Origin of the sequence: Verrucomicrobium sp. BvORR106 (assembly GCF_000739655.1) — a bacterium.
Classification (GTDB): Bacteria; Verrucomicrobiota; Verrucomicrobiia; order Verrucomicrobiales; family Verrucomicrobiaceae; genus Verrucomicrobium.
Genome location: NZ_BATR01000051.1, coordinates 1 through 24142 on the forward strand (window position 1 = coordinate 1; position 24142 = coordinate 24142).

The 24142-nt window shown below is 60.9% G+C and carries 20 protein-coding genes; 8 read left to right on the forward strand and 12 right to left on the reverse strand.

The window, feature by feature from the left end:
- A partial coding sequence (locus BV106_RS07580; RefSeq protein ID WP_038162840.1) for an AAA family ATPase occupies positions 1-815 on the reverse strand: 815 nt, incomplete at its 3' end.
- A gap of 201 nt (positions 816-1016) precedes the next feature.
- Between BV106_RS07580 and BV106_RS07585 the strand changes: the two genes are divergently transcribed.
- Positions 1017-2243, forward strand: coding sequence for a glycosyltransferase (locus BV106_RS07585; protein ID WP_265595428.1), 1227 nt, complete (start codon positions 1017-1019; stop codon positions 2241-2243).
- Positions 2244-2402: 159 nt separating this feature from the next.
- Here BV106_RS07585 and BV106_RS37135 read toward each other — a convergent pair whose 3' ends face one another.
- Both BV106_RS37135 and BV106_RS38170 read right to left on the reverse strand, forming a co-directional pair.
- Entirely contained in the window at positions 2403-3650 is a 1248-nt protein-coding gene (locus tag BV106_RS37135; protein WP_081891589.1) for a DNA cytosine methyltransferase, read from the reverse strand.
- 10 nt (positions 3651-3660) lie between these two features.
- Positions 3661-4836 carry a hypothetical protein gene (locus BV106_RS38170; protein WP_265595429.1) on the reverse strand — a complete coding sequence of 392 codons (1176 nt, stop codon included), beginning with the start codon at positions 4834-4836 and terminating at the stop codon, positions 3661-3663.
- A gap of 361 nt (positions 4837-5197) precedes the next feature.
- Here BV106_RS38170 and BV106_RS07595 point away from each other — a divergent pair, with 361 nt between their 5' ends.
- Positions 5198-5500, forward strand: coding sequence for a hypothetical protein (locus tag BV106_RS07595; protein WP_038162849.1), 303 nt, complete (start codon positions 5198-5200; stop codon positions 5498-5500).
- A gap of 55 nt (positions 5501-5555) precedes the next feature.
- Here BV106_RS07595 and BV106_RS07600 read toward each other — a convergent pair whose 3' ends face one another.
- The 6 genes from BV106_RS07600 to BV106_RS07625 all read right to left on the reverse strand — a co-directional run bounded on the left by BV106_RS07600 (position 5556) and on the right by BV106_RS07625 (position 11823).
- Positions 5556-6224 carry a hypothetical protein gene (locus tag BV106_RS07600; RefSeq protein WP_051945365.1) on the reverse strand — a complete coding sequence of 223 codons (669 nt, stop codon included), beginning with the start codon at positions 6222-6224 and terminating at the stop codon, positions 5556-5558.
- On the reverse strand, positions 6221-6790 hold the full coding sequence (locus tag BV106_RS07605; RefSeq protein ID WP_038162852.1) for a heavy metal-associated domain-containing protein: 570 nt from the start codon (positions 6788-6790) through the stop codon (positions 6221-6223). The genes BV106_RS07600 and BV106_RS07605 overlap by 4 nt, the downstream gene beginning before the upstream one ends.
- Complete coding sequence (locus BV106_RS07610; RefSeq protein ID WP_038162855.1) at positions 6787-9405, reverse strand: DUF1592 domain-containing protein; 2619 nt, start codon at positions 9403-9405, stop codon at positions 6787-6789. Before BV106_RS07610 ends, BV106_RS07605 begins: the two co-directional genes overlap by 4 nt.
- Positions 9402-10664, reverse strand: a complete 1263-nt coding sequence (locus BV106_RS07615; protein ID WP_038162859.1) for a DUF1552 domain-containing protein — start codon at positions 10662-10664, stop codon at positions 9402-9404. The genes BV106_RS07610 and BV106_RS07615 overlap by 4 nt, the downstream gene beginning before the upstream one ends.
- A 142-nt stretch (positions 10665-10806) precedes the next feature.
- Positions 10807-11280, reverse strand: coding sequence for a hypothetical protein (locus tag BV106_RS07620; RefSeq protein ID WP_038162862.1), 474 nt, complete (start codon positions 11278-11280; stop codon positions 10807-10809).
- Positions 11281-11292: 12 nt separating this feature from the next.
- Positions 11293-11823, reverse strand: coding sequence for a GNAT family N-acetyltransferase (locus BV106_RS07625; protein WP_051945367.1), 531 nt, complete (start codon positions 11821-11823; stop codon positions 11293-11295).
- A 762-nt stretch (positions 11824-12585) separates the two neighbouring features.
- Here BV106_RS07625 and BV106_RS07630 point away from each other — a divergent pair.
- The gene (locus BV106_RS07630) at positions 12586-13500 is read left to right on the forward strand and encodes a DMT family transporter (protein ID WP_038162865.1); all 915 of its coding nucleotides are present in this window, start codon (positions 12586-12588) and stop codon (positions 13498-13500) included.
- Between the two features lie 128 nt (positions 13501-13628).
- The gene (locus tag BV106_RS07635; RefSeq protein WP_038162868.1) at positions 13629-14342 is read left to right on the forward strand and encodes a hypothetical protein; all 714 of its coding nucleotides are present in this window, start codon (positions 13629-13631) and stop codon (positions 14340-14342) included.
- A 112-nt stretch (positions 14343-14454) separates the two neighbouring features.
- Here BV106_RS07635 and ilvC read toward each other — a convergent pair whose 3' ends face one another.
- Positions 14455-15483 (reverse strand): ketol-acid reductoisomerase, encoded by a 1029-nt coding sequence (ilvC, locus tag BV106_RS07640; protein ID WP_038162872.1) that lies wholly within the window; start codon positions 15481-15483, stop codon positions 14455-14457.
- A 252-nt stretch (positions 15484-15735) separates the two neighbouring features.
- Between ilvC and BV106_RS07645 the strand changes: the two genes are divergently transcribed.
- The 4 genes from BV106_RS07645 to BV106_RS07660 all read left to right on the forward strand — a co-directional run bounded on the left by BV106_RS07645 (position 15736) and on the right by BV106_RS07660 (position 18706).
- Positions 15736-16482 (forward strand): FKBP-type peptidyl-prolyl cis-trans isomerase, encoded by a 747-nt coding sequence (locus BV106_RS07645; protein ID WP_038162875.1) that lies wholly within the window; start codon positions 15736-15738, stop codon positions 16480-16482.
- Between the two features lie 78 nt (positions 16483-16560).
- Complete coding sequence (locus tag BV106_RS07650; RefSeq protein WP_038162877.1) at positions 16561-17049, forward strand: hypothetical protein; 489 nt, start codon at positions 16561-16563, stop codon at positions 17047-17049.
- 5 nt (positions 17050-17054) lie between these two features.
- The gene (locus tag BV106_RS07655; RefSeq protein ID WP_038162881.1) at positions 17055-18143 is read left to right on the forward strand and encodes a hypothetical protein; all 1089 of its coding nucleotides are present in this window, start codon (positions 17055-17057) and stop codon (positions 18141-18143) included.
- Positions 18137-18706, forward strand: a complete 570-nt coding sequence (locus tag BV106_RS07660; RefSeq protein WP_038162884.1) for a pseudouridine synthase — start codon at positions 18137-18139, stop codon at positions 18704-18706. The genes BV106_RS07655 and BV106_RS07660 overlap by 7 nt, the downstream gene beginning before the upstream one ends.
- An 870-nt stretch (positions 18707-19576) precedes the next feature.
- Here the strand turns inward: BV106_RS07660 and BV106_RS35235 are convergent.
- Together BV106_RS35235 and BV106_RS07670 are read right to left on the reverse strand one after the other, a co-directional pair.
- Positions 19577-22078: a protein kinase gene (locus BV106_RS35235; RefSeq protein WP_051945369.1), complete on the reverse strand. Its 2502-nt coding sequence runs from the start codon at positions 22076-22078 to the stop codon at positions 19577-19579.
- Positions 22079-22336: 258 nt separating this feature from the next.
- Positions 22337-24109: a hypothetical protein gene (locus tag BV106_RS07670; protein ID WP_038162887.1), complete on the reverse strand. Its 1773-nt coding sequence runs from the start codon at positions 24107-24109 to the stop codon at positions 22337-22339.
- Positions 24110-24142 lie beyond the last annotated feature (33 nt).

Below are 24142 nucleotides of genomic sequence, written 5' to 3' on the forward strand. Positions count from 1 at the left end.
ATGTCCAGAGCGGCGCGAGCCCGGCTGGCCAGCAGAAGGGACTGCGTGGCGCGGGGGCCGGCTCCCACCAGCACCGCCTCGTGGTCGCGGGTGGCGCGGACTAGGTCCACAATGTAAGCCACCAGATCATCCTTCACCACGATGTGATGCAGCGCGGCGCGCAGGGTGGCGATGCGATCCGCTGTGAGCACCTGGCGCACGGCGCCACTCTCCAGCACGGATTCGGGAGACTCATTCCCCAGCATGCGGGTGGCCAGATCCAGCTCCTCGTTGCGGGTGGGGTAGGTCACCTGCACCTTGAACATGAAGCGGTCCTTCTGCGCCTCGGGCAGCGGGTAGGTGCCTTCGTATTCTACCGGGTTCTGGGTGGCAAACACCGTGAAGCTGGAGGGGAGGGTGTGCGTCTCGTTGTCGATCGTCACCAAGCGCTCCTGCATGGCCTGCAGCAGGGCGGATTGGGTCTTGGCCGGGGCGCGGTTGATCTCATCCGCGAGGAGGAAGCTGGTGAAGACCGGGCCTTTGACGAGGACGAAAGCGTTGTCCTTGAGGTTGAAGACGCTCGTGCCCGTGATGTCTGCGGGCATCAGGTCCGGGGTGAACTGGATACGGGCGAACTCGCCCCCCAGCACGCGGGCCAGGGTGCGCACCAGGAGCGTCTTGCCCACTCCCGGCACCCCTTCCACCAGCACATGGTGCCCGGTGAAGATGGCGATCAGGGCGTGATCAATGACGTTCTGCTGGCCAATAATGACTTTGGCGATCTCGGCACGCGCATCAGAGAGCGCTGCCTTCACGGTTTCGAGGGTTTCAGTCATGGCGAAAATTCAGACCTGAGGGCGGACCGATGGCAGGGTGACTTCATGCCTGCCTGATGACAAGCACAAGTCACTCAATCCCGTGCAGTTTCTCCGTGCCACCACATCGGTCAACAAAAGGTGCAGAGCGGGGCTGCAAATTTCATCGGTGCCACCTGGCAGGGCTTGCAGAGGCGTTTTGACACAAGCACACTCCCGCCTGTGGAACGCCCGCTCAAGATCCTGCTCACGAACTTCCGGCTCGCAGAGCGGACGGGGTCAGAGTGCGTGACCGTGGATCTGGCCAGGGGCCTGCAGGGGCGCGGGCACGCCGTGGCGGTGTATACCCCTGAGATCGGATCCGTGGGGGAGCGGCTCCAGGCGGAACTGGGCATTCCAGTGGTGGCGAAGCCGGAGGAGGCTCCCTGGGTGCCGGATGTCATTCACGGGCAGCATCTGCTCCCCACCACCCTGGCGCTGCTGGCCTTCCCCGCCGTGCCGGTGGTGTACTACTGCCACGGCTACGGTCCGCTGGAAGAGCGTCCGCCTGTGCACTCGCACGTGCGACGCTGGCTGGCACCCTCGCCAAGATTTCGCGACTGGTTTGCCAAGGACTTCGGCATCGCCCCGGAACAGTTTGTCCTCGCTCCCAACTTTGTGGACGCAGAAAAGTTCCAGCCCCCGGGCGACCGCGAGCCCGGCCGGCGGAGGGCCCTGCTCTATCACACCAATCTGCGTCGCGGGCCGGAGGTCGAGATCCTTCAGCAAGGGTGCCGGGAGGCGGGCTGGAGTTTTGAGGCGGTGGGCGCGGCGTTTGGTGGCGTTACGGATGCGCCGGAACGGTTGCTGCCCCAGTATGAGCTGGTCTTCACCTCGGGACGTTCTGCTCTGGAGGCCCTGGCTTGTGGATGCCGGGTCGTGATCGTGGGGGAGGGTCGCCTTTCGCCGGTGTTGACTCCAGAAACCTTCGATGCCGCCCTGGCCGTGAACTTTGCGAGCGTGCCGGAGCACGGCGAACTCTATGAGGCGGCGGTAGTGGGCGCCTTGCAGGCAGTCGCCTCAGCGGAACCGGAGGGTGCGAATACGGGCCTGACCGGGCGGGTCTGCCACGAGCACTCTCTGAACGTGGCCCTGGATCGGCTGGAGACCCTGTATCGGGAGGTCGTGGCTGAGCCTCTTCCAGCATCAGATCCGGGGCGGGATCAAGAGGCGCTTCATGCCGCGTTGAAGACTGCGGCCGCAGCCCTGGCAGAGAACCGGCGGGAAACCGCGAGGCTCAAGGCGGGCTGGGAGGAAACCAAACGGAAGCGGGAGGTGGTGGTGAGGGAACTGCGTGAACTCAAATTGAAACTAAATTGTTCCATCTCTGTGCCTGTTGAAGGCAGAATGTCCTTTCTACGTTGGATTCGTTCAACGATAGAGAGGAGGTCCAAGCATCATCCTAGATAAATGGGAAGCCCGATGTGTAGATGGCTGTCGTTTTGAGCAGAAGCTTCGAATGCCGAGTCTTCTGCTCACCTCTAGTGACCTAGCGATGGAAGCTTTGTGCGGGGCACTATGCCTTGGGTCACCAGAGGCATGGTATTCGCAGGAGGTACTTTGGTGGAGCTAGCTCACCTTCGTCGGCAACCCTCTGGCTGCGGCTCGATAGCCCTTCCCTGTACCAGGATGCGGAGTTTCCCTGCATAGCAACGGATAGTAACTTCTGGGCACTTTCCCAAGCGTCTCCGGGGGAGGCGGTGCAGTCCGCCGGGATTGAAGCAAAACGGGTTTAGAAGTTGCGGGGACGTGCTCAAACCATTGTTGACCGATGTCTCGCCCGACTACTTCTGCGAGCAAGGCTGGTACAGCGTTGCCAGCCTGACGTTGGATTGAAGACAAGCTTCCCTGTAAGGTTACTGTATCAGGAAACGTCTGTAGACGACAGAGTTCACGAGCGTTCAGCCTGCGATTTCTCCAATGAAATGGTCCAACAGCTGGACCGGGTTGTGCTTGAAGAGTCCATGAAGGTCGATTTTTCGCCAATTTCAGAAGGAAGGTCCAGTAGCGTCTCCTCCATCCAAACAGAGGAATTCCATCACCCCTCTCGGTGTGATGCAAATAGTTATTTCCTTCAGGAATTGAAGCCAAAAGCGGCGCCCACTTTCCCTTTACAGAGAGATTCTCTAGATCTGGTGGATCATCTGGCAAATCGCCGAGTGCATCCCAAGCAGTCATGGCCGGCTCCAACGAGTCAGCAGGAAAAAGCGGTGACTCTGGTTCAGCGAGGCGATGTGTGGAATCAGGGAATTTGAATAGTTGTCCTTCTCTATGAGCAACTAGAAAAAAACGCTCACGAATCTGAGGTACACCAAACTCTACCGCTTTGAGAACTTTGTATTTGGGTGTGTACTTGGTTCCTCTGCGTCGATTGATATCGGCGATCATCTTCTCTAGGAGAACCAAGCCTTCTGACTTGCCAGAGAATATCATCCCCCCCACATTTTCGAGGACAAATGCCTTTGGTAGGGCCTCATCAACCACCCTCATATAAGCTTCAAGGGTCGCTGCTCTTGGGTCCTTCAGGCGTAACGAGTCGCCAGTGGCCCAATATCCAGCTTTGGAAAAAGGTTGACATGGAGGTCCGCCAATCAGCAGGTCCGCCTCTCGAGGCTTGAGGTTGGCAACGGCAAGGATTCCTGCGGTTGGGACCTGGAGAATGTCTTCCTCTATGACAGGCCACGGCCGATTCGACCGAAGAGTCCTGCAGCAATCCTTGTCAAACTCGAGCGCGGCAACCGTTTCGAAACCAGCGGCTTCGAATCCGTAATCCATCCCACCGCATCCTGAGTAGAGGCTGATCAGCTTTAGGGCCATTGCAAGACATTCAGTTCTTCAGCCGTGCGGCTTGGTCAAGTGCTTGTGTGGCCTGATCTAGCCATCGGTCATCTATTTTAACATTGTTGGAGAGCTTGGTGGGACATTTTGGGTGAATGTCAAGGTTCATTGGAATTGCAAAGCGGAATGTCCATTGCTCCTCAACTGCATGAAGACAGGCAGCCACAATGTCAAATTCGCAGATGGAATAGTAACGGGAGCAAGGATCGCTTTTTGAAGCACGGGTTCTTTGAAAATCCATCCGAGCCAGACCTTCAGCCGTCGTTTTTCGAAGAACGTTCTTGCATTCAACCACCAGAGGAACGCCGCGATATAGAAGACGAACATCGGGTTGACCCTCTGCATCAATTCGTTGACATGAACTAACGCCGTCCACCCGATTCAGACGACGGACCAGGTGTTCCTCAGCGACCCAACCCCGGACAGCCATTTTGAGTCTCCGCGCACTCGCAATCAGATCCAGAACCTCCGTCTCTGAAAGCTGAAACTCTTCAGACAACTGGTGAAGTCTGGCTGGGTCTGGCGAGCTGATATTTTGAGTATCGAAGTTTGACGATAGGGTTGTCCAAAGTTGGGGTTTTTCTGCCAGAAGTTGACGGTGACCTTGAGCTTCGCCCTTTGCCTCTCGTTCGAACTTTACATAGTTCAAGAAGGACATGGACGTTCCTCCCACTAATATTTCTACCGGAGCGGAGGAATCATTTCTCCTGTCCCGCTCCCATGCATGCCAACCAGTCGTTAGAATTTCACTCGAATGGCGGTCCTTGTATTCAATCGACTTAAAGAAGCGAGTTGGGTTGTGTAGATTAGGGTCTGCTCCTACAAAAGTGCCTCTTTCAGGGTCAATTCCAAGAAAAAGTGTTGTGTAGAGCCCGTACGGATCTTGCCAAATTTCGTGCTCAAGTTTGTCATCGGTTCCATACTTGACTTGGAAACGATGTTCGTTTTGAGGTCTGTTGATGGTTTCTTTCCTATTTGCGAAGAATGCGTAGGCGACGATCCCCATGCGCTCGCCATCTGGCAACTCGAATGTAAATCTGTATGGAGCGGTCCCCGGATCTGGGGAAAACAGAAGCCTACAACCGCAAGCTCTAAGCGCTTCGGATATGTAGTCGACCAGCGCAGTTCTCTTGTTTCGGTCTACAGTATAGAGCTTGAAGTCCACGCCCACAGCTTAGGCGACGCACAATCGCAAACAAGCATAAAAGAGCCCCTCAACCGCACCTATATGGGTCGAAAAAGGAGGCCCAACGCGAGTCGCCCGCCTCGGCAATTGAGGCGGTCGAATAGTGGACTGGGGCTCCCACCGAAGGTGACCTGAGGACTTGCTCCATCATGCTGGCTGGCTGCAATGGGGCGACCTATGTGGCGATTGGGATTTGAAGGCCTACAACGTCGCTTACCCTCGGAGGTTGTCCAAGCACAAACTCCAGCTCCTAGTTTAAGGCTGCAGCTTGAAGGCAATGGGGCCATTTTCGGCAGGCAATGCCGATTGCAGGAGTCGGCATCTCGATCACATTCGCGGCATGGTCTTCACCCCTTACTTGCTTGGCTTTTCCCTGGTCGCCTTTGTGTTGTGCTATGGGCTGATGCGCCGGCCAGCCTGGATGTGGTATTTTGGCTGGTTGTTCTTCTATCTGATTGCCGCGCGATTCGGGCACATCTTCTTCTCCCAGCTCATTGTCGCTGAGAACTCGCAGCAGATGTTGTTGTCCTGCGTCTATCTCGTAGGTGGGCTGCTGATTTGGATGCCGGTGGTGTTGTGGTGGAGTGGAGCCCGGAGCAAGTTCGGCAGGAGGAAGGACGATAAGTCGGTCAAGAGGAGCTGAAGGTGCCAGAGTTTGGTTTCCGGTGATCCGGGGGAGATTCGCTCCGCGATCTGGTTCACCCTTCCCGCTGCAACCTCTCCTTGATCTCGTCGTAGCTCCGATCGGTGATGATGTCTTCGTCGTCCGGGACGAGACCTTCCTTCCGATTTTCGTTTGAAAAGGGCGGCACGAGGCACTCTGGTTCCAGCGCCGTCCCTTTGCACTCGATAACGAGCAAGGTGCGGTATTTCTTGTGATGATGCAGGATGAACTCGGTGCAGGGAAACTGCCGCTCCTGGCTGGACTCTGGTTCTTCCTCGTCTTCGATCGGACCATAGTCATACAGGTACTGTCCCTGCAAGAAGAGCACGTGACCGTCCCCGAGTTCGATGAAGTACCCCGGGCCTTCATCTCCCCATTCGCTCACTTCAAAGGCGCGCCGGGCGCGGTGGTGGGTGGAAGCCAGCAGTCCGCGGGACTTCAAGACGGGCAGATCAAGGTCCTTTGCTTTCAGGCCAAGTATTCCAAAGGGGGTGCTGTTTCCTGGGCTGAGGATCACGGTGGCCAGTTCCACTCCGAGGACCAGGGCGGCGCAGCCAACGATTCCTATGACCCACGGCAACTGCCAGGAGACAGGCAGGAATCTGCTGGTGGCATACAGCGAGAGCCCCATGAGCAAGCCGACGAACAGGATCCCGACGGCCAGCTTGAAGACACAACCTACCGGGCTGAATTTCTTGCTCAAGGCTTAGAGGTGGATGGGAGGGATACCTGCTTCTTCTTCAGCGCCTCTTCCAGCGCCGCCTGATTCGTCCTGGCTGGATCGATCAACGCGGTGACTTTGCCCTCCCTGAAGCTGGCAGTGGCCTGGGCCACACCCTCGATCTTGGCCACCGCTTCATAGGCGGCCAGGGAGCAGGCCTTGCAGTCCAGTCCTACCACGGCGATCTCCACGGGTTGCAGCTTGTCATGTGGAGCCGGATACAGAGACTGGATGCCGAAGGTGCTGCTGGAGGCGGTGCGAATCTTTTCATCGAACCGCTTCACAATGTCCTCCGGCTTCGTGCCCTTGAACACGACGGCCGGATCATACTGAAACACGGCTTCTGCGTGGGCGTAGTCCAGACTCTGCAAGGTGATGCCGGGCAGTTGCTCCAGCACGCTTCGCAGATCCTGTTCGCGATCCGGCGAGAATAGACCTGTGACGCGATGCTTGAAGGTTGGGGTGGCTTCGTCGGCCCGCAACGGGCCGCCGCTCAGCATCAGCGTGGTGGTCAGGGCACAAACCAGAAGGTGAACAAAGGCTTTCATCGAATTTGAAACAGGGGGCTTTGCACCAGTTCATGCAGCAGCGTGCGCAGGCCTCCGCCTTGATTCTGGGTGCGCTGGACGATCTGCTCCAGCGCAGGACGATCGCTGAAGGCGACGTCACGACCCGTGGCGTAGATGGCCAGCTGCTGGGCCAGATTGCGCAGCAGCAGTTCCTTCTGGCTGGCCAGCAGCGATTGGAACTCGCGGATGTCCTGAAACTTGCGGCCATCGGGCAGCTGACCGGAGGCATCTACCGCAGGGCCGAGTTTGAAGGAGATGCCGATGAGGGGATCGATGCCCCCGCGTGGTGCGTTGTCACCCTCAACAATGGAGCGGTAGCGGGATCGGAACCCACCGATCACGTCGAAGGCCTCCAGGGCGAAGCCAGGAGGATCGATGCGCGCGTGACAGGAGGCGCAGGAGGAGTCGTGACGATGCTTGTCCAGTTGCTCGCGGATGGTGCTGGCTCCGCGTACGTCCGGCTCCACAGCCGGCGTATTGGGCGGCGGGGGATCAGGTGGCTGGCCCATCAGGCGGGCCATGACAAAGGCACCCCTTGGCACCGGAGAGGTGGTGGTACCGTTTGCGGTGATCTTCAGGATGGCCGCCTGGGTGAGGAAGCCGCCGCGCGGGCAGTCCGCCGGCAGCGGCACCTTGCGCATCTGGGTGCCTGTCACTCCCGGGATGCCGTAGTGCGTGGCCAGCTTCTGGTTCAGCATGGCAAAGTCCGACTTCACCAGGTGCCCCGCATCCAGGTTGCTTTTGATGAGTTCATGGAAATAGGACCGTGTTTCCCCGACCATGCTGTCCTGCAGGTAGGTGCTGAACTCCGGATACAGCTTCTTGTCGGGATCGTTCGCGGCAATGGACCTCAGCTTCAGCCACTGACCGGTGAAGTCCTCGACGAAGCGTTGGAACCGGGGACTCTGGATGAGGCGCTCCACCTCCTCCCGCAGGACTTCCGGCCGGCGCAGCTGACCCTTGCTGGCGAGCTCCTGCAGGCGTTCATCCGGCCGGGAGTTCCACAGGAAGTAGGAGAGCCGCGAGGCAATCGCAAAATCATCAAGCGGTCCAGGTGGTTCAAGGAGATACACAAAGTCCGGCGAGCACAGGGCGGCCTGGTAAGCGTAGCGCATGGCCGCCTCAAAGGAATCTCCCGCCTGGAGACGGGCCTCCACCCGGGCGAGGTATTCCTGGCACACCTCCGGCTCCACCGGGCGGCGGAAGGCTTTGGGGAGAAAGCGGGCCAGGAGGCGGTCGGCATCCCGGAGCGGGTTCTTGCTGCTGACGGTCCAGAGGCCCTTGTCGGCGTCCGGGCGGTTCATGCCGGCACCAATTTGCCGGATCTTTTTCCGCGCCGGAGCGCGCTGCCCATCGTGCTCAGCGGGGAGCCACTCCGTGAGCGGCAGGTTGTCAAAGAGCACCTGGTGGGCTGCGGGTGGCCACTGAGAGTGGATCGGCCCTTCCACCTCCAGCCAGTCCACAGCAATACCGGGGCCGGTGAAGGCCATGGCGCGGCCTTTGCGGCTGTAGATGGCCACCGGGGCGAGGGAGGCCGGGTTGAAGCCGATGATCTCGTTGTGGTTCAACCACGTGGTTAGCTCATGAACCTGGGAGTCCATGGAGGGCGCATCATAGTAGCCGAGCACGTAGCTGGGGTGCTGACCTCCACGGCCATCCCCCGTGAGCTGCACGACAGAGAGCCGGGCGGCCCCAGTGCCGGGTGCGGGCAACACCACCCCTTTGTCCCATTGGAAACTCCACAGAGAGGTGCGTAGCCGGTAGAGCCCCGGGTAGATGGTGACGTGCTCCATGAAGTAGGGGCTCACCGATTCATCTTCATGCCGGAACAGACCCACACTGGATCCGTTGGTGAAGGAGCCCATCCGTTCATGCGCGCCCTGGTCAAGATGGGCCTGCTCCCCGGCGGGTGGGAAGTCCGGGTCCGGCTTCTTGTCCTTCAGCAACACCCCGTCACCGTTCATGATGATGTGGGCGACAAACCCTCCGCGATTGGCCAGGGAGATGCGACGCTTCTGCACAGTGGGCGGCTCCGGCCGCGTGGCGATGGCGAGATCCAGGGTGTGGTCGGCAGCCTCCAGGTATTTGGCCAGGTTCACATGGGAGATGTCCAATGCATCGCTGTTCTTGTCGAACCCATGCGCAGAACCGTCGGCGGGGAGTTCACCGGCGAGGGCGATGCCTGGCATGTCGAAAAGATCCCGCACAGTGTTCTCATATTCAGAACGGGTGAGACGGCGCACGCCGGTGCGGGAGAGATTCTGCAGTCGGGTCCTGTCGGCGGTGAGAAGCTGCTCCCGCAGCCAATGCTGGGCTCCTTCCATTTCCTGTTGCGGTGGCCGCGCCTTTTTGGCCGGTGGCATCTCGCCGGACTGCACGCGATCAAAGACCTTCACCCAGCGGGCAAAGGTCTCGGGGTGGTTGAAATCCATGGCAAGGGCCGTCAGATCCAGATCCCCCTTGCGCACATCCGCATCGTGGCACTCGTGGCAGTGGGATTCGAGGAAAGCACCGAGCGGCGCAGGCGCTGCGGCGGGCAAAGAGGCTGGCAGGATGATGCCTGCCAGCAGGCAGAGGGGCAGATTCGACCTCATGCCATCTCCAGTCCGCGCAGAGTTCCGTTGGAGGTGGAGAAGGACTCGTCCGCAATGCCCAGGCGGTGCAGCATGGTGCGGTAGAGGTTGGTGAGTGGGTAGTTGTTCTGCTGGTCGAACGCCAGGTGCTGGCCATGCTTGAAACCGCCACCCGCAAGCAGCACAGGCAGGTTCACATTGGAGTGGGAATTGGCACTCCCCATGGGTGTGCCATAGAGCACCATGGTTTGATCCAACAACGAGGATCCCTGCTCCTTCGTGCCGGCCAGGACGGTGAGGAATCCGTTGAGCGCCTCGAACTGTGCCGTCTCCTTGGCCTGCAGTTCGGCAATCACCTCCGGCCGATGGCCATGGTGGGTGATGTTGTGAATGACAGTCGTGTCGATGAAGAAGGAGATGATGCGGGTGGAGTCGGTCTCCAGGGCGAGCTTCATGACCTCGAACATCAGTTTGGTCCGCGCGACGAATTCCCGTTGGTCATCGATGTCCTCGGGTGCCTTGGCGTCCACAGCTGGCTTGGGTTTCTGCTCCCAGGCCTCAGAGCTGTGCAGGCGCTGTTCCAGCTCCCGCACAGAGGTAAAGTACTGGTCCATCCGATCCTGATCCGCCTTGGGTAGCAACCGGTTCAGACGACGGCTCTGCGCCCCCAGGAAGTCCAGCGTGCTCTGTCCCTGGCGCAGGGCTTCCACGCTGGCGGCCACTTCCTCCGGCCGCCCCTGCACGAAGAGTTTCTGGAACAGTTTCTTTGGGCTCTTGTCCGAGGGAATGGGGGCTCCGCTGCGCGTGTAGGAGAGCGTGGCGTTGCCCTCGCCGCTCATGGCCAGGGTCAGAGATGGGTAGCGGGTCTGGTTGCCCACTTGCTCTGCTGCGAGTTGATCCAGCGAGATCCAGTTGCGGAATCCGCCGCGTTCTGGGTGCGGAGTGCCCGTCAGGAAACACTTCTCCGCGGCATGGCCCCCGGTTACGCCGGGATGGCTGACCCCCGAAAACACCGTCATCTGCGGACGGTGCGCCGCCAGCGTTTCCAGATAGGGCGTGGCCGTGTAGCTGGTACCCGCTTCGCTGGGGAAAAAGAACTGGGGCATGATCCCCATGTTCGTCTGGACGCAGACCATGCGCCGGGGGGCGCCGGATTCTGCCGAGCGGGCGAAGGCCGGTTGCATAGCCTCCAGAAACGGCAGGGAGAGGGTGAATCCTGCCCCGCGCAAGAAAGCGCGGCGGGAGAGACCGGAACGGCGGGCAAGGCGCGGAGGGTGCATGGTGAAGCGGCGACAGGAGAGGCGGGAGCGCAGGAAAATACGCTCCAGCCTCCAACAAAATTTCACCCGGACGGCCGTGGGACGGCCCCTGGGGAGATTTTGAGCACAGCGTTAGTGCATCGAACTCATCCGCGTGTCTGGTTCACCCGGAGGTGCCGCCTTCCTGGAGGGGGTGACAACGCGCCCGCCACATGGTGGCAAACATGCGGGTTTGCGGGTGTGGATGAGTCAGGAGCACTTGCTGGGCCTGTTTGACCAGATCTAGCTGCCCGTCCAGAAACGCGGCCGTCCTGGGTTCTTCCAGGAAGGCGGCCATCGCATCCTGGTCCTCATCACTCAGACGGTCGGTCTGCTGGAGGAAGGCCAGGAAGGTGAGACCGCTGTCGTAAGGCTCAAGGTCGTTCGGCGCATCCACGGAGTTCTCGTCGAACTCACGCAGGGTGCCAGGGCCACCGGGCGGGCGGAAATAGAGAACCTGGATGTGTTCGCACAGGTCTTCGACATGCTCGATGGCCATGACGGGATGGACCATGGCTGTGCCATCGGCAGCCCGGATGAGAGCGGAGAGAGGTGTGGGGTCGAGGGCGAAGCGGAGCCCGGAAGGGAGCTGGGGCATGGGATGAAGGAGTCAGGGGGTGAGCAGGAGCTGGCAGTAGATGATGTCGAATTCACGGCCTTGTTTGACGCCGACCCGGCGCAGGCGTCCACATTCCTCGAACCCGTTGCGCAGGTGGAAGCGGATACTGCCCTCGTTCACGGAGGAGATGCTCGCGAGCAGGGTGCGCAGGCCTTTCTCCCGGGCGCCCTGGATCATTTGATCCAGCAGCAACCTGCCCAGACCCTGTCCGGTGGCCTCGGGTTGGAGGAAATAGGTGATCTCCGCCGTGCCGGAAAACGTTGGCAGGGGATGAAAGGCCCGCAGCATGGCAAAGCCGGCCACCTGTCCCGCAGCATCCCGGGCGGTGACGGCCGGATAGCCCGCGCACATCTTCAAGACGCCGTCGAAAGCCTCGGGAGGGAGCGGTTGTTCAGCATAGGCTGCCATGCTGTTGGTGATGTAGTGGTTGAAGATGGCCAGCACCGGCTCCCGGTCAGCCGGGGACAACGGAGCAAAGGTGTATGGCGCGGTGGATTCAAGTGCGGGGGTGGGCGTGTTCATGAATGGAGCAATTGGCACGGTGTTTTTTTGTTGGGGATGGCCGCACGGGGGCATGATGAGCCCTCGGCGGAAATCTGGGAAGGGCGGTGGTCAGCCTCGGAACGCTTGGGAGGATGGGGTGGGGCTCAAGCCCCGAACATCCGCCGGTCAGGCGTTGATGGCGACGGGCCCGGCATGGACGTGGCCATGACGAGGGGCCGGGGCGACCGCGGCCGCGGGCACATGGGCATGGCGCGCCAGCTCCGAACGGGTCGGATGCGGCATGAGCCAGGCTGTGCAGAGGCGCTTCATCGAAGTCGGTAGGCGATGGGGTTTATCGTCGATTTAAGGCAAGATGCAAGCAGCGCTGCTGATGGATCTTGGGAATGGATGCTCTGGTCGCATCTTGACCTTGCTGCATCCAGCTCTTATCTACCCGCGTTTCCTGAACGTATTGATTACCATTCATGTCATCGGCTGCACATCTTCCTTCTCGACCTCGACCGCATTGGCGGACGGGGTGGAGTGAGGATGCCGTCGTCATGGTGGCAGTGATCGCATCTGTCGCGCCGCCTCCGGTTGTCCCGGTGGTGGGCATTTCGCCTCCAGTGGCCGCAGTGCGGGCCTGAGTTGGGGAGTCTGACGGCGTGTCCGTCGGATTCATGTCCCTCACTCGACGGCCTGCCCGGTCAGACCCACTCCCTCAGCAGGGTTCAGGGCCAAGTTGTGCCCGACTCCTGCCTGCGGGAAAAAGATTATTTCCTAGACAGATGAATCATAACCATGAATTTCGACAGACAAGCATGGGCCGCCTTCGGCTCGACCTCCCTCTTTGTGCTGCTTTGGAGCAGCGGTGCCATCTTTTCACGACTGGGGCTTGAGCATGCCTCCCCCTTCGTGTTTCTCCTCCTGCGCTTCGCCTTGGCGCTGGGCGTCTTGCTGATCGTCAGCGCCTGCCGCGGGCGCTGGTTGCCGCAGCCGGGGACGCGGCGACGGGCAGGTGCTGCCGGGCTCCTCATGATCGGAGGTTACGCAGCCTGCTATCTGCTTGCCCTGGCTCACGGCGTGACCCCGGGTGTGCTGGCCACCGTGCTGGGGGTGCAGCCACTTCTGACCTTGATCCTCCTGGAGAGGACGGGTTTCTCCGGGATGCGGGTGATTGGTCTGCTCCTGGCCTTTGCCGGGCTGACTTTGGTGGTGTCTCAGGGCTGGCATGCAGCCAGCCTGTCGCGTACCGGGCTGCTCTATGCTCTCGGTGCCCTGGTGAGCATCACGGCAGGCTCGATCCTCCAGAAGGGGATTCAACAGGCTCCGCTAGAGGTGCTTCCGCTGCAATATGGCTGTAGCCTGGTGCTCTGTGCCGCGGTGCTGCCTTTCCAGCCCGTCCGTGTGGAGTTCACGCCGCAGCTGTGGGTGGCGCTTCTCTGGCTGTCGCTGGTCATCTCCATCGGGGCCCAGTTGCTGCTGTTCCGGCTGATTCAGCGAGGCAGTCTGGTCAATGTCACCAGCCTTTTCTATCTTGTGCCCGCCATGACGGCGCTGTTGGACTTCTTGATCCTGGGCAACCGCATGCCGATGCGTGCCGTGGCTGGACTTGCGGCCATATTGGTGGCCCTCGTGCTCGTGTTTCGTGCCCCGTCTCTGGCTTCGAAACCGGCCAACAAGGGCCTTTCACGCCGCCGAATGGAAGATGCCTGACCCTTCTCGGCGTTCGATTCGCAGCCCCGTCGAACCAATTGTTTCATTGGCAAAGAAATTTCTCCAGCCAATGTAGGATTGACGAGACGGGGTGCGAGTCACAGCGTGGGGGGAAGCCCCTGGATAAAATGAAGTTTCTGCTCCGCATCCTCACCCTGACCATGCTGTCTGCATGCGGAGTGGGATGCCGGGATTCGTCTGGAGCGGGCTCTGGGTCCGGTGGGCCTCATCGGTATCACATCTCCCGGCCTGCCCCTGGGGATGTGGCCGACTCGGCGACCGCCCTGCTGGAATCCTGTGACGCGGCGGGTATCCCGTTGCGGGATGCCTTGGTCAGCACGCCACAGGAAGGAGCGATCGAGGCTCTGTTGCAACGGTCCGTGCATCCTTCCGTGCACAGCTGGTTTGTCTGGATGGACGGCCTCGGCCTTCCGACGAAGGTCCGTCGTCCGCTGGAGTTTCCTCCAGGAGCCTCGTTTCTGTCTCGCGCCGGGGTAAGGGATCTGACGCAGCAGTCCTCGGTGGACCACTTCGGGGCTCCTGGGTTTGAGGGCAGTCAGCTTGTCCCTGTCTCGGGGTTGGTGGCTACAGTGAGTGTGGAGTGCGATCCGGCCAGCCCCCTCTACGGGGCCGTAGTGGCTTCTTCAGAGAGAGGTTGGAACGGGGCCCAGTTCTATCCCAGCCTGGTCTCCTACCTGAATTTCCTGCGCGCCTGTGTCCAGGAAGAGGCCATTATCTGGGATGGCAATCGGGACATGCTGGTGGTGGATTTTCAGAAAGTGCGGGTGATCGAGGCAGAGCTCGGAGTGACCTCTGCGGCCTCCAGTGAAATGGGAGAGTGAGCTCCACCGGGTGGGCTGCAGGATCAAAAAAGAGCGAACCCGTTTCCGGATTCGCGCTGATCAATGAATGAGAGCCTTGAGAGGAGCGACCGGGCGGGCCCGATCCTGCTTCTTACTCGTAGCTGGCCTGGGAACCGCCGATTTCGCGCTTCTTCACCCAGCTCATCAGGCTGCGGAGGCGGCCACCGACTTCTTCGATCTGGTGGGCTTCGCCTTCTTTACGCAGACGGTTGAAGTTGGGCTGGCCAGCGTTGTACTCGTCGGTCCACTCCTTGGCGAACTCGCCGCTCTGGATGCGCTTGAGCTGGGCGCGCATGTTTTCCTTCACGTGGTCGTCGATGATCTTCGGACCCACGGACACGTCGCCGTACTCGGCGGTCTCGGAGATGGAGAAGCGCATGCCAGCAATGCCGGACTCGAACATGAGGTCCACGATGAGCTTCAGCTCGTGCAAGCACTCGAAGTAGGCCATTTCTGGCTGATACCCGGCTTCCACCAGCGTTTCGAAGCCAGCCTTCACCAGGGCGGTGGTACCGCCGCAAAGCACAACCTGCTCACCGAAGAGGTCGGTTTCGGTTTCTTCCTTGAAGGTCGTCTCGAACACACCACCGCGGGTGCCGCCGATGCCCTTGGCCCAGGCGAGTGCGATGTCCGTGGCGTTGCCGGACTTGTCCTGATAGATGGCGATCAGCGTAGGAACGCCTTTGCCTTCGGTGTACTGACGGCGCACGAGGTGACCAGGGCCCTTGGGAGCCACCATGATCACGTTCACGTTCTCAGGGGGAGTGATGGTCTTGAAATGAACGGCGAAACCGTGGCTGAAAAGCAGCGTTTTGCCTTCGGTCAGGTTCGGAGCCACGTCGGCGTTGTACACCTTCGGGATCACGGTGTCCGGCACGGCGATCATGATGACATCCGCTTCCTTCACGGCTTCTGCGGTGTCCACCACCTTGAAACCACGCTGTTCCGCCACGGCGCGGGACTTGGAGCCAGGATAGAGGCCCACGATGACATTGACGCCGCTTTCCTTGAGGTTGAGAGCGTGGGCGTGGCCTTGGGAGCCGAAGCCGATGACGGCGCAGGTCTTGCCCTGGAGAGGCTCAAGACTGGCGTCGGATTCCGTGTAGATTTTAGCTGCCATGATGTTCGTGGTTTTGGATTAGAAGGGCGCGTAGTCTGCGGCATGGTAGGCGGGGCGTCAAACGGAAAGGCAGATCTGAAAATAGGGGCTTTTGGCAGGAAATCGCGGTATGGGGTGCCGGGACTGGCGAGAAAATCGACCAAAAACGCCCACAGAGGGGCTCAAATGGCGGCCGACGCGCGAAACATTTGCACGCCCGGTGGCCTTTCTCTTTGACGCCCCGGCCCAGCTCAGCGTAGGCTCTCCGCTCTTATGAAGGTTTCCCTCCTGTTGCCTCTCCTCACTCTTTCCTTGGCCGCTCCGCTTCGGGCTCAGGAAACGAAATCCGCCGAAGCCAAACCTGCCGAAACTGCCGCCGCACCAGCACCTGTGATTGACGCCGCCCTCCTCGAAAAAGTCAGCTATTTCTATGGCACCCAGATGGGTGGCCAGTTCCAAGAAATGGGTGTGCAGATCAACGTGGACTCCCTGGCCGCTGGTGTGAAAGACGCCATCGACAAGAAGGAGCCCAAGTACTCCCGCGAAGAGCTCATGGCCACCATGGGCCAGTTCGAGCAGGCCATGAACGCCAAGATTCAGAAGGAAATGGGCGAGGCCGCCTCCAAGAACAGCCAGGAAGGTGAAAAATTCCTCGCCGAGAACGGCAAGCGCCCCGGTGTGACGACCACCGCCAGCGGCCTGCAGTATGAAGTGATCAAGAAGTCTGAAGGTGCCAAGCCCAAGGCTGAAGACGTGGTGACCGTGCACTATGTGGGCACGCTCATCAACGGCACCGAGTTCGACAGCTCCGTCAAGCGTGGTGAGCCGGCGAACTTCCCCCTCAATCAGGTGATCGCTGGCTGGACGGAAGGTCTGCAACTCATGACCGTGGGTTCCAAGTACAAGCTCTTCGTTCCCTCCAAGCTGGCTTACGGTGAGCAGGGTTCCCCCCGCGCCATTGGGCCAAACTCCACACTCATCTTTGAAGTGGAGCTCCTGAAGATCGGTGCAGAGCAGTAAGCTGCGGCATCCTTTGTCCGGCAAGAATTGCTCACGATGAAGGGTTGGAAGAGACGCATGGCGCGTGTATTCCTCCCCATGATCAAAAAAGTTCACCAGTGGATCCTGTGGTTACCCCACAAGGTTCACTGGTTTTTTGTGCTCCTGACGGCGCTGCTCATCCCCTGGCTGACCCGGGATGCCGCCAAGCCCGGGGAATGGTATCCGTTCTCCAACTTTCCGATGTACTCCTCCTTTGAGAAGCAGGCGTACTATGTGTACGTCACGGATCTGGAAGACCGGCCCGTGGCCCTGTATCCCACGTTTGGGAACTGGACGTCCGGGGTGAAGAAGATCTTCGACAACTACTTCAAGGCGGAGGCCAAGGCGCTGAAGAAGCCCTCCAAGAAACTCACGGCCGAGGAAACCCGCCCGGCCGGGGACGCCACCTTGAAACAACTCAAGGAGACTGGCCGCTACCCGGAGGAAGTGAAGAAGTACGCGGGCTTCCGGCTCTACAAGGTGGACATCACGCTGGATGACCACGGAAAGATTGTGAAGGAAACCAGCCTCGTGGGGCAGAACTGAATGGCATGGAAGCGAGACTGAATACAGCCCCGGCGAGCACCAGCTTCTGGCAGCGGTTGCGCCGTTATTGGTTTGGGTACGAGCCCATGCGGCACCACTGGTGGGAGACCTTCCTCATGAGGGTGGGTGTGGCGCTCATTGTCTGGCCCACCATCGGGGGCACCTCCCGTTTCACCAGCCAGCCGGTGCCCCATGGCATGGCTGCGCCCGGGTGGAACTTTGCCGCGGCAGACGGTGGCAGTTTCCTCACCCGCATGCTCCCAGGCATGGACTTTACATGGATCGGGAGTGAAAAGCTGATCAAGGGGACGCTCTTCACCCTCGACTTGCCGGGCCTGCCTGCCTGGGATGTCACCATGCTCACCTTCTGGGCGCTGTCCCTGGTGTTGTACGCTCTCGGCGTGTTCCCCGTCATCACTATTGTCCCCGCCCTGGTGGCGAGCGTGGCTCATGGGGTTCTGGGAAACTCCCAGGGAGCCATCGGCCATACCACGCAGATTGTTTCCGTGACCCTCCTGGCCATCTGGCTGGCGGCAGTGTGGGGGCATCTGTGCCAGGCCTTTGGCTGGCGGCGGCCCCACGGCCTGCGGCAGGACCAGATGGAGCTGGACTGGGCCCGCCAGTCCGTCATGGCCACCTACGTGGCCTCCGCCCTCACCAAGGTGTATGAGAGCGGCGGCAACTGGATGGCGGACACGCCCTACTTCGGGCTGCAGATCGCCAAGTCCACGGACATGGCGTACTACACCCACCTCGTCCCGGCGGACAATGCCGTCTGGCTGGCGCAGTATTTCGTGGATCATCCGCTAGTGGCTCAGATCGCGCTCGGGGCCGGGCTCCCGCTGGAGCTGTTCGCTTTCTTCGCTTTGCTCAACCGACGCATGGCACTCCTGTACGGCCTGGCGCTCATCACCTTCCACCAGACGGTCACGGAGGTCATGAATTTGGGCTTCCTCTATCACAAGCAGCTCCTCCTGGTGCTGTTTGTAAACCCGGTGTTCTGGGTCTGGGTGGCAGGAGACTGGGGGCGGCGGCGCTTCGGCCCTCGCACCGTGGATTCTGGCAAATCCCTGCCTGCGGCAGAGTCATGCTGATCGCGATCAACAAACCTTATGGGGTGCTTTCCCAGTTCACAAAGGAGCACCCCTCTCATCGGACGCTGGCAGAGTTTGGACTGCCGGCTGGGGTGTATCCCATCGGTCGGTTGGATTCCGATTCGGAGGGGCTGCTCCTGCTCAGCGACGAGGCCCGGTGGAATCAGCAACTGCTTCATCCTACCAGGGGGCATGAGCGGACCTATCACGTTCAGGTAGAGGGTATCCCAGCGCCAGAGGCGATCACCCGCCTGACTCGGGGCGTACAGCTGCCGGACTTCCACACCCTGCCATGCAAGGTGCAGTTATTGGAGCCCGCACCCGTCTATCCACCTCGAGTGCCGCCTATTCGGGAGCGCAAATCCATCCCGACTTCTTGGGTCGCCATGAAGTTGGTGGAGGGAAAGAATCGCCAGGTGCGCCGAATGACGGCAGCGGTGGGGTATCCCACCTTGCGGCTCATCCGCGCCGCCATGGGCAGGTTGGAACTGATCAAACTGGAGCTTGAGCCCGGGCAGTGGCGGGAACTGACCGCAGCGCAGATCAAGCTGCTGCTGGCCTGAGCAGAGGGACGGCGCAAGCGTCCTGTAGAATGGCCTGTGATTGGGAAGCTTGGGGAGCGCACGCATCCTGCGTGTAGTTTGCGGCAACTTGCCGCGAACGTCAGTCAGCACAAGACATCAGGTCCAACCGGTGTGGAGGTGTTGATCGCGATGGGCCGATAGCGGATGCTGTCGGCCTTCCCACCTGATCATCCTGTTAGGAGGTACCCAGGGTCTTCGTCCACTTCGTGGCCTATGCCCCTGGGCTGGGCTCTGTGGGCCTTTCAGGCCCAAATCCTCTGAGGGGACTTACTGAGGGCTGAGCCAGAGTCGGTTCCTTGGCGCCTATCCCAAACGCGCGCGATTGGTCTGTTCTCCTCACGTCGACAACTACAGGGGCGCCGGATGGGAGTTGAGGCGTGAGCCATCGAGGTATTTGAGGATGCCTTCCGCCTGATGACGGGCCAAGGTGCCAACAGCTCCCACGCACTCAGTCGAAGTTCTTCCTCGAAGAGGATGGGGCTACAAGCCCAACGTTGACGAGCTTCCAGCGAGTCTACGTTGGGTACCGTCCTACGATGAGACTCAGGTGGGAAGGCCGACAGCATCCGCTTTCTGCCCACTGGCTTCAACGCCTCCATGTTGATCGGATGCGATGGGGTTCGAATGTTTGGTTACGCCCTCGAGAGGGCTCCATGCTGACTGACGTTCCCGGCAAGATGCCGGAAACAGCGCGCAAGATGCGTGCGCTCTCCTGGCTTCTCCGGCACAGGTCGTTTTGAGAATTCGCGAGACCGCGAGGGTGGCTTTACCAGGGGCATCGGACGTGCGGCGACCTGCCATGCGCAAACGCCCCCTTTCGGCTGCCCCACTCAACCCGGCGCACCCGACTTACCGGCGGAATGCGCGCTTGAAGGGGTCGGCCACGTTGGTGCGCCACCAGTTGGGCTCGTCATCGTCGCCATCGCTGCTCTGGCCTCCGCTGCTGCTGCGGGAGGACCGTTTGCGAGCGGGAGCGGACCAGTCGGAGTTGTCCTCCATGCCGCTCAAGCCAAGGGCAGCCACCGTCGGGCTGTCGAGCTGGCCGGTGGGCTGGAGACCGTTGGCAGACTGGAAGCTCACAATGGCCTTGTGAGTTCCCTGACCCACCTTGCCATCCACGGGAGCCTTGTAATGACTCTTCTGTTTGAGGGCGGCCTGTGCTTCAAAGAGCAGGTAGGCGCGACCATTCTTGGAGTAGGCGTTGAATGAAGAACCAGTGAAGATCTGGTCAATATTCCAGTAGCCGTCTGGCGGCGGAGTGGTTGCCAGCGGCGAAGCGGGCTGCGTCCCGTGCGCGAGCGGGCTGGAGAGCACCGGGGTCGGCATGGCGGTGCCTGAGCCGGGAGCTGCCACCGAGCCTGGGGCCTGGGGGGCGACGGAGCCTGAAGACGTCAAATCTTGGAGCGGCGGCGGTGTCGCAGTCGAAGCTGTCGCACCCGGTGCGGGTGAGGCCGGGGCTGCAGTTGCGGGCGCAGAGACTACAGGAGCCGTGGTTCCGGGATTGGTCGTTCCGCCTGAAGGGCTGGAATGCGTTGCCCCAGGCGGGTGATCGGCGGGATCAACGGAGGGCCGGGCGGCAGGCGGCTGGGAAGCCACATTGGGCGTGGCTGCCGACTGGTGCGAGGGGGCCGCTGCGGTGGGGGTGGTCCCTACGGACGGTGTGTCTGGTCGCGAAACTGGCGGCGGATGGTTCGGTCGGGCCGCCTGATTCTGCGTGAAATCGGGAACATTGGCGATCACCACTGGCGCCTGCGCGTCGTCCTTCTCAAAGCTAAAAGACTGCTGGATTTTCTGGTTGTGGAAGACCTCCAGGGTCTTGATCCGCTTCCCGCCAGCATGATCCATGGTGACATTGTAACGTCCGACCGGGAGGGTCAGGGACATTGGGGTCTCACCCTGCAACTTGGGGGCCGACTCATTGTCGGCGACCTGCACCTCATACCGGACGCCATCAGGATCGCTCGACAGAAGCAAGGTGCCGCTGGCCTGATTCAGTTTCACCAGCCCCGAGCTCTTCTTTTGGCCTGGTGAGAGATCCACCTCCACTTCCTTAGGATCGAAGCCCGGTGCCGCGATCTTGGCGGTGTAGTGGCCAGGCTTGAGTTCAGCGAAGACAGCGGGCGTCTTCTGAGTTTGTCCGTCTATGGAGACGATGGCTCCAGCAGGATCAGACTCCAGCGTGAGTTGGCCAGGGCGATTCATCCACCACCAAGCACCCGCCGCACCGGAGGCGCCGAGCAGGAGGACCAAGGTGGAAGCCAGAGGTACCCAAGAGCGTCGCTGGGTGGTCAGTTCAGAATTGGTCGCGGCGGGAAGGCGGTCTTGACGGACTTGAATGGATCGCGGTCCGTCTGTTTTCACACGCACGCCTGTCATCACGGCGTCAGTCCGCGCAGGCAGACCCAGACGGCGCGCCAGTTCGCCTGCAGATTGCGGGCGTTTGGCCGGGTCTTTGTTCAGGCAGGCGGCGATGGCGTCTTCCCATTCGCGGGGGATGTCTTCCGTAGCCTGGATCTCCAGTTCTTCACGGCGCTGTCTGACAGAGGGGGCGTTCTTCGCCGTGATCTGCATCGAGATGTCGCCGCTGTAGAAGGGCGGTTTCCCGGAAAGCAGCTCATAAAGGGTCGCGCCCACGGAATAGATGTCATCCGTAGGCTTGGGACGGTCTCCCATGGCCTGCTGAGGGCTCATGTAAAGGAGGGTGCCACTTGTGTTCGCCCGCATCATGCTCAGGCGGCTCATGGTGTCGGAGACACTCCGGGCGATGCCAAAGTCCGTGATCTTCACCTGGGACTCGATGTTCACCATCAAGTTCGCGGGTTTCAGGTCGCGATGGACCAGCCGCCGCTGCAGGTGGGCGTAGTCCAGGGCATCACACATCTGGGCCAGCCATGGGGCCAGATCGTCCACGGAAAAGACGTGCTGGTGCTGGGAGAGCCGCATCTCAGACAGGCTCTTTCCATTCACATACTCCATGCTGATGGCTGCCGCCTCGTCGTCATCCACGAAGTCGTAGATGCGCACGATGTTAGGGTGCGCCAGATCGAGCCCGCGGCGGGTCTCGTCCTTGAGCTCCTTCAGCGCCACAGGGTCGGCACCGATCACATCGGGCAGGAACTTCAGCGCCACATGGCGGTCCAGCTTGGTGTCATCCGCCAGCCAGACCACGCCCATGCCGCCACGGCCCAGCACGCGTTGCAGGCGATAGCGGTTGAAAACAAGCGTCCCACTTCCTGGAATCTTGATGGTGTTCAGGAGCTCCAGTTCGGCGGACGGTGCCTCGGCAGCCACTTCCGTGGGCGTCCGGGGAATCGTGGCACCGAGATTGAGCGTGTCTTCGTGGGGGTTCATGATTCCTTCGTGAGAAGGTTACAGCCAGAAAGACTAACCTTCTTTGGTTTCCATGTCATCCTAAAGTGTTACGGGAGCTACCGCAAATACTCCGGTTCGATTCGAATCAAACGCGCACGTGGATGTGCCGCTCTTTTGGAAGATGAGAAAAGGTGAACACATGGCGGTGAAGAGAAAACTCCCAGCCGGGGTGGGTGGACTTCCTCCCTCCGTCATTTCGAAGGAGGGGGCTTCCATCCGGCTATGGGGCGGAGCAGCTCAGCCGGCGGAGGTTGGGGTATCGTTGCCGGTTAGCGAGTAGCCCAGTACCCGGTACCCGTAGGGACCAAAGCGGAGCTTGTCCCCGTCTCGCAGCAGGAGCAGCTCGTGGGGCAGGGTGGGGGTGTCCACGTTTCCGGCCCGGGAAAAGACACTGGCGGCGATGGGTTCCAGCCAGAACTGCCCCGCCAGCCGGTGAACACGGGCCGCCGGGACGGCACCGGCCTCAGCGCGGAACCAGGGGCGCCCGGATTTTGAGAAATGGAGGCCCACGTCACTGTGGACCATGGCGGCCTCACAGAGCAGGACTCCGCTGCCGCCTGCGCGGACGATCAGTGCCCCGCCCAGCGGGGATTCGTTTTCCTGCGGCCACTCCAGCACCTCGCGCTTTTCCGGGTAGTCCGAGGGCATGCCGCGTACTTCGACCGGGTACTCTCCCGCGAGGAGGAAGTTCAGCGGGGTGACGGCTTCAGCCACCTGCACCACCGTGGCGTCATTCACCACGCTGGGGTTCACGGCGCTGCTTTCCTGGAGCCGGAGCTTTTCCCCTGCCTGGCGGATCTTGGTCTGGGTCCGGCTGATGCGACGCGAGCGGCCGTCGTTCACATTGGATCGCGGGCGGAACTGGGCCACAAAGTCGGCGTCTGCTGCAGAGCGCCCCAGAGTGAGGCTGTCATCTGCCACCAGGGCAAAGATGGGCGCATCCTCATGATCTGGCACCAGGCGGAGACGGAGCGTGGGGCGCATCACCAGGGCGGCTTCTTTTTCCGTCGGCTTCACCGCCACTGGAGGGCAGGCTGGGGCGGGCGGCTCGGGTGGCTTGGTCGGCAACGGCGGCGGCTGGGCCACTCGGATGGTGACGGCCAGCGGGTTCACTGGATTGATCTCCTCCGGCTGCGTGCGGGTTGCCGTCACCGTCATGGTGCGCAGGCGCTCTGTGTGAGCAGCGATGCTCGGGCTCATGGAGATGCCGAAAAAGTCGTCCATGAAGGACTTCGCACTGACAAAGCCCGCCCGACCCTCGCTGGTGAGGGCGCGACGGAGCAGCACGTTCTGCTGGGAGGTGAGCTGGGGGACGGGCTGATAGCGGGCGTTGCCTCCCCGCATGGACTGTGGCTGGCCCAGCAGGTCGCAGCAGAGGGCGGCCAGGGGCAGCACATAGTCGTGCGTGTCTTTCGGAATGGGATCTATGGCGGAGGCTTTGAAGTCGGCCACGTTGAATTGCATGGTGGCCATGGGGTCAAAGGCCGGCATGTCCGAGCCGGTTGCCTCAAAGGACGGTACATCCGGTGCCGGAATGCGGGGCAGTCCCAAACGTGGGTCCACAAAGAGGTTCGCGGCATCGAGCGCCAGACGGGGCCAGCCCAGCGTGGTGGCGGCTTCACAAGCCTCCGTGATCAGGCGGAGGAATGCCTCGACCTCCTCCATGGACAATGCCTGGCGCTGTTGGAGCAACTCCTTGAGGCTGAATTCACCGGGGAACTCCGAGACCATCCACTGGAATTCCTGCTCCAGCCGGAAGTTCAGCGTCCGGCACAGCAGTGCCACGGGCGGGCGGCTCATGGCCTCCACCACACGACGCTGACGCTCCAGAGTGGCCCGACCCACCGGGCTGGCATAGTCGCAAAAACTGAGGATAAACTGCTCCGGCGTGCCGCTGGTACCCTGCACCACGTACCGCTGATGAGTGGCCGATATGGAGGGCAGCCGGGCGGTAACTTGGTATTTGTTGTCTAGAAACTGGTCGAGGGTCATGGCGGACGGCTGCAGCATAAACAGTGGGCAGGCGCTGTCGAGCCGACACAC

What these genes read in the sequence shown, in the direction of transcription:
- BV106_RS37135 (WP_081891589.1), bottom strand. Translation starts at nt 3,650, where the DNA reads ATGGCCCTAAAGCTGATCAGCCTCTACTCAGGATGCGGTGGGATGGAT.
- BV106_RS07655 (WP_038162881.1), top strand. Translation starts at nt 17,055, where the DNA reads ATGGAAGCGAGACTGAATACAGCCCCGGCGAGCACCAGCTTCTGGCAG.
- BV106_RS07625 (WP_051945367.1), bottom strand. Translation starts at nt 11,823, where the DNA reads ATGAACACGCCCACCCCCGCACTTGAATCCACCGCGCCATACACCTTT.
- BV106_RS07635 (WP_038162868.1), top strand. Translation starts at nt 13,629, where the DNA reads ATGAAGTTTCTGCTCCGCATCCTCACCCTGACCATGCTGTCTGCATGC.
- BV106_RS07605 (WP_038162852.1), bottom strand. Translation starts at nt 6,790, where the DNA reads ATGAAAGCCTTTGTTCACCTTCTGGTTTGTGCCCTGACCACCACGCTG.
- BV106_RS07620 (WP_038162862.1), bottom strand. Translation starts at nt 11,280, where the DNA reads ATGCCCCAGCTCCCTTCCGGGCTCCGCTTCGCCCTCGACCCCACACCT.
- BV106_RS07650 (WP_038162877.1), top strand. Translation starts at nt 16,561, where the DNA reads ATGATCAAAAAAGTTCACCAGTGGATCCTGTGGTTACCCCACAAGGTT.
- BV106_RS07595 (WP_038162849.1), top strand. Translation starts at nt 5,198, where the DNA reads ATGGTCTTCACCCCTTACTTGCTTGGCTTTTCCCTGGTCGCCTTTGTG.
- BV106_RS07610 (WP_038162855.1), bottom strand. Translation starts at nt 9,405, where the DNA reads ATGAGGTCGAATCTGCCCCTCTGCCTGCTGGCAGGCATCATCCTGCCA.
- BV106_RS07670 (WP_038162887.1), bottom strand. Translation starts at nt 24,109, where the DNA reads ATGCTGCAGCCGTCCGCCATGACCCTCGACCAGTTTCTAGACAACAAA.
- BV106_RS07615 (WP_038162859.1), bottom strand. Translation starts at nt 10,664, where the DNA reads ATGCACCCTCCGCGCCTTGCCCGCCGTTCCGGTCTCTCCCGCCGCGCT.
- BV106_RS07660 (WP_038162884.1), top strand. Translation starts at nt 18,137, where the DNA reads ATGCTGATCGCGATCAACAAACCTTATGGGGTGCTTTCCCAGTTCACA.
- BV106_RS07645 (WP_038162875.1), top strand. Translation starts at nt 15,736, where the DNA reads ATGAAGGTTTCCCTCCTGTTGCCTCTCCTCACTCTTTCCTTGGCCGCT.
- BV106_RS35235 (WP_051945369.1), bottom strand. Translation starts at nt 22,078, where the DNA reads ATGAACCCCCACGAAGACACGCTCAATCTCGGTGCCACGATTCCCCGG.
- ilvC (WP_038162872.1), bottom strand. Translation starts at nt 15,483, where the DNA reads ATGGCAGCTAAAATCTACACGGAATCCGACGCCAGTCTTGAGCCTCTC.
- BV106_RS07630 (WP_038162865.1), top strand. Translation starts at nt 12,586, where the DNA reads ATGAATTTCGACAGACAAGCATGGGCCGCCTTCGGCTCGACCTCCCTC.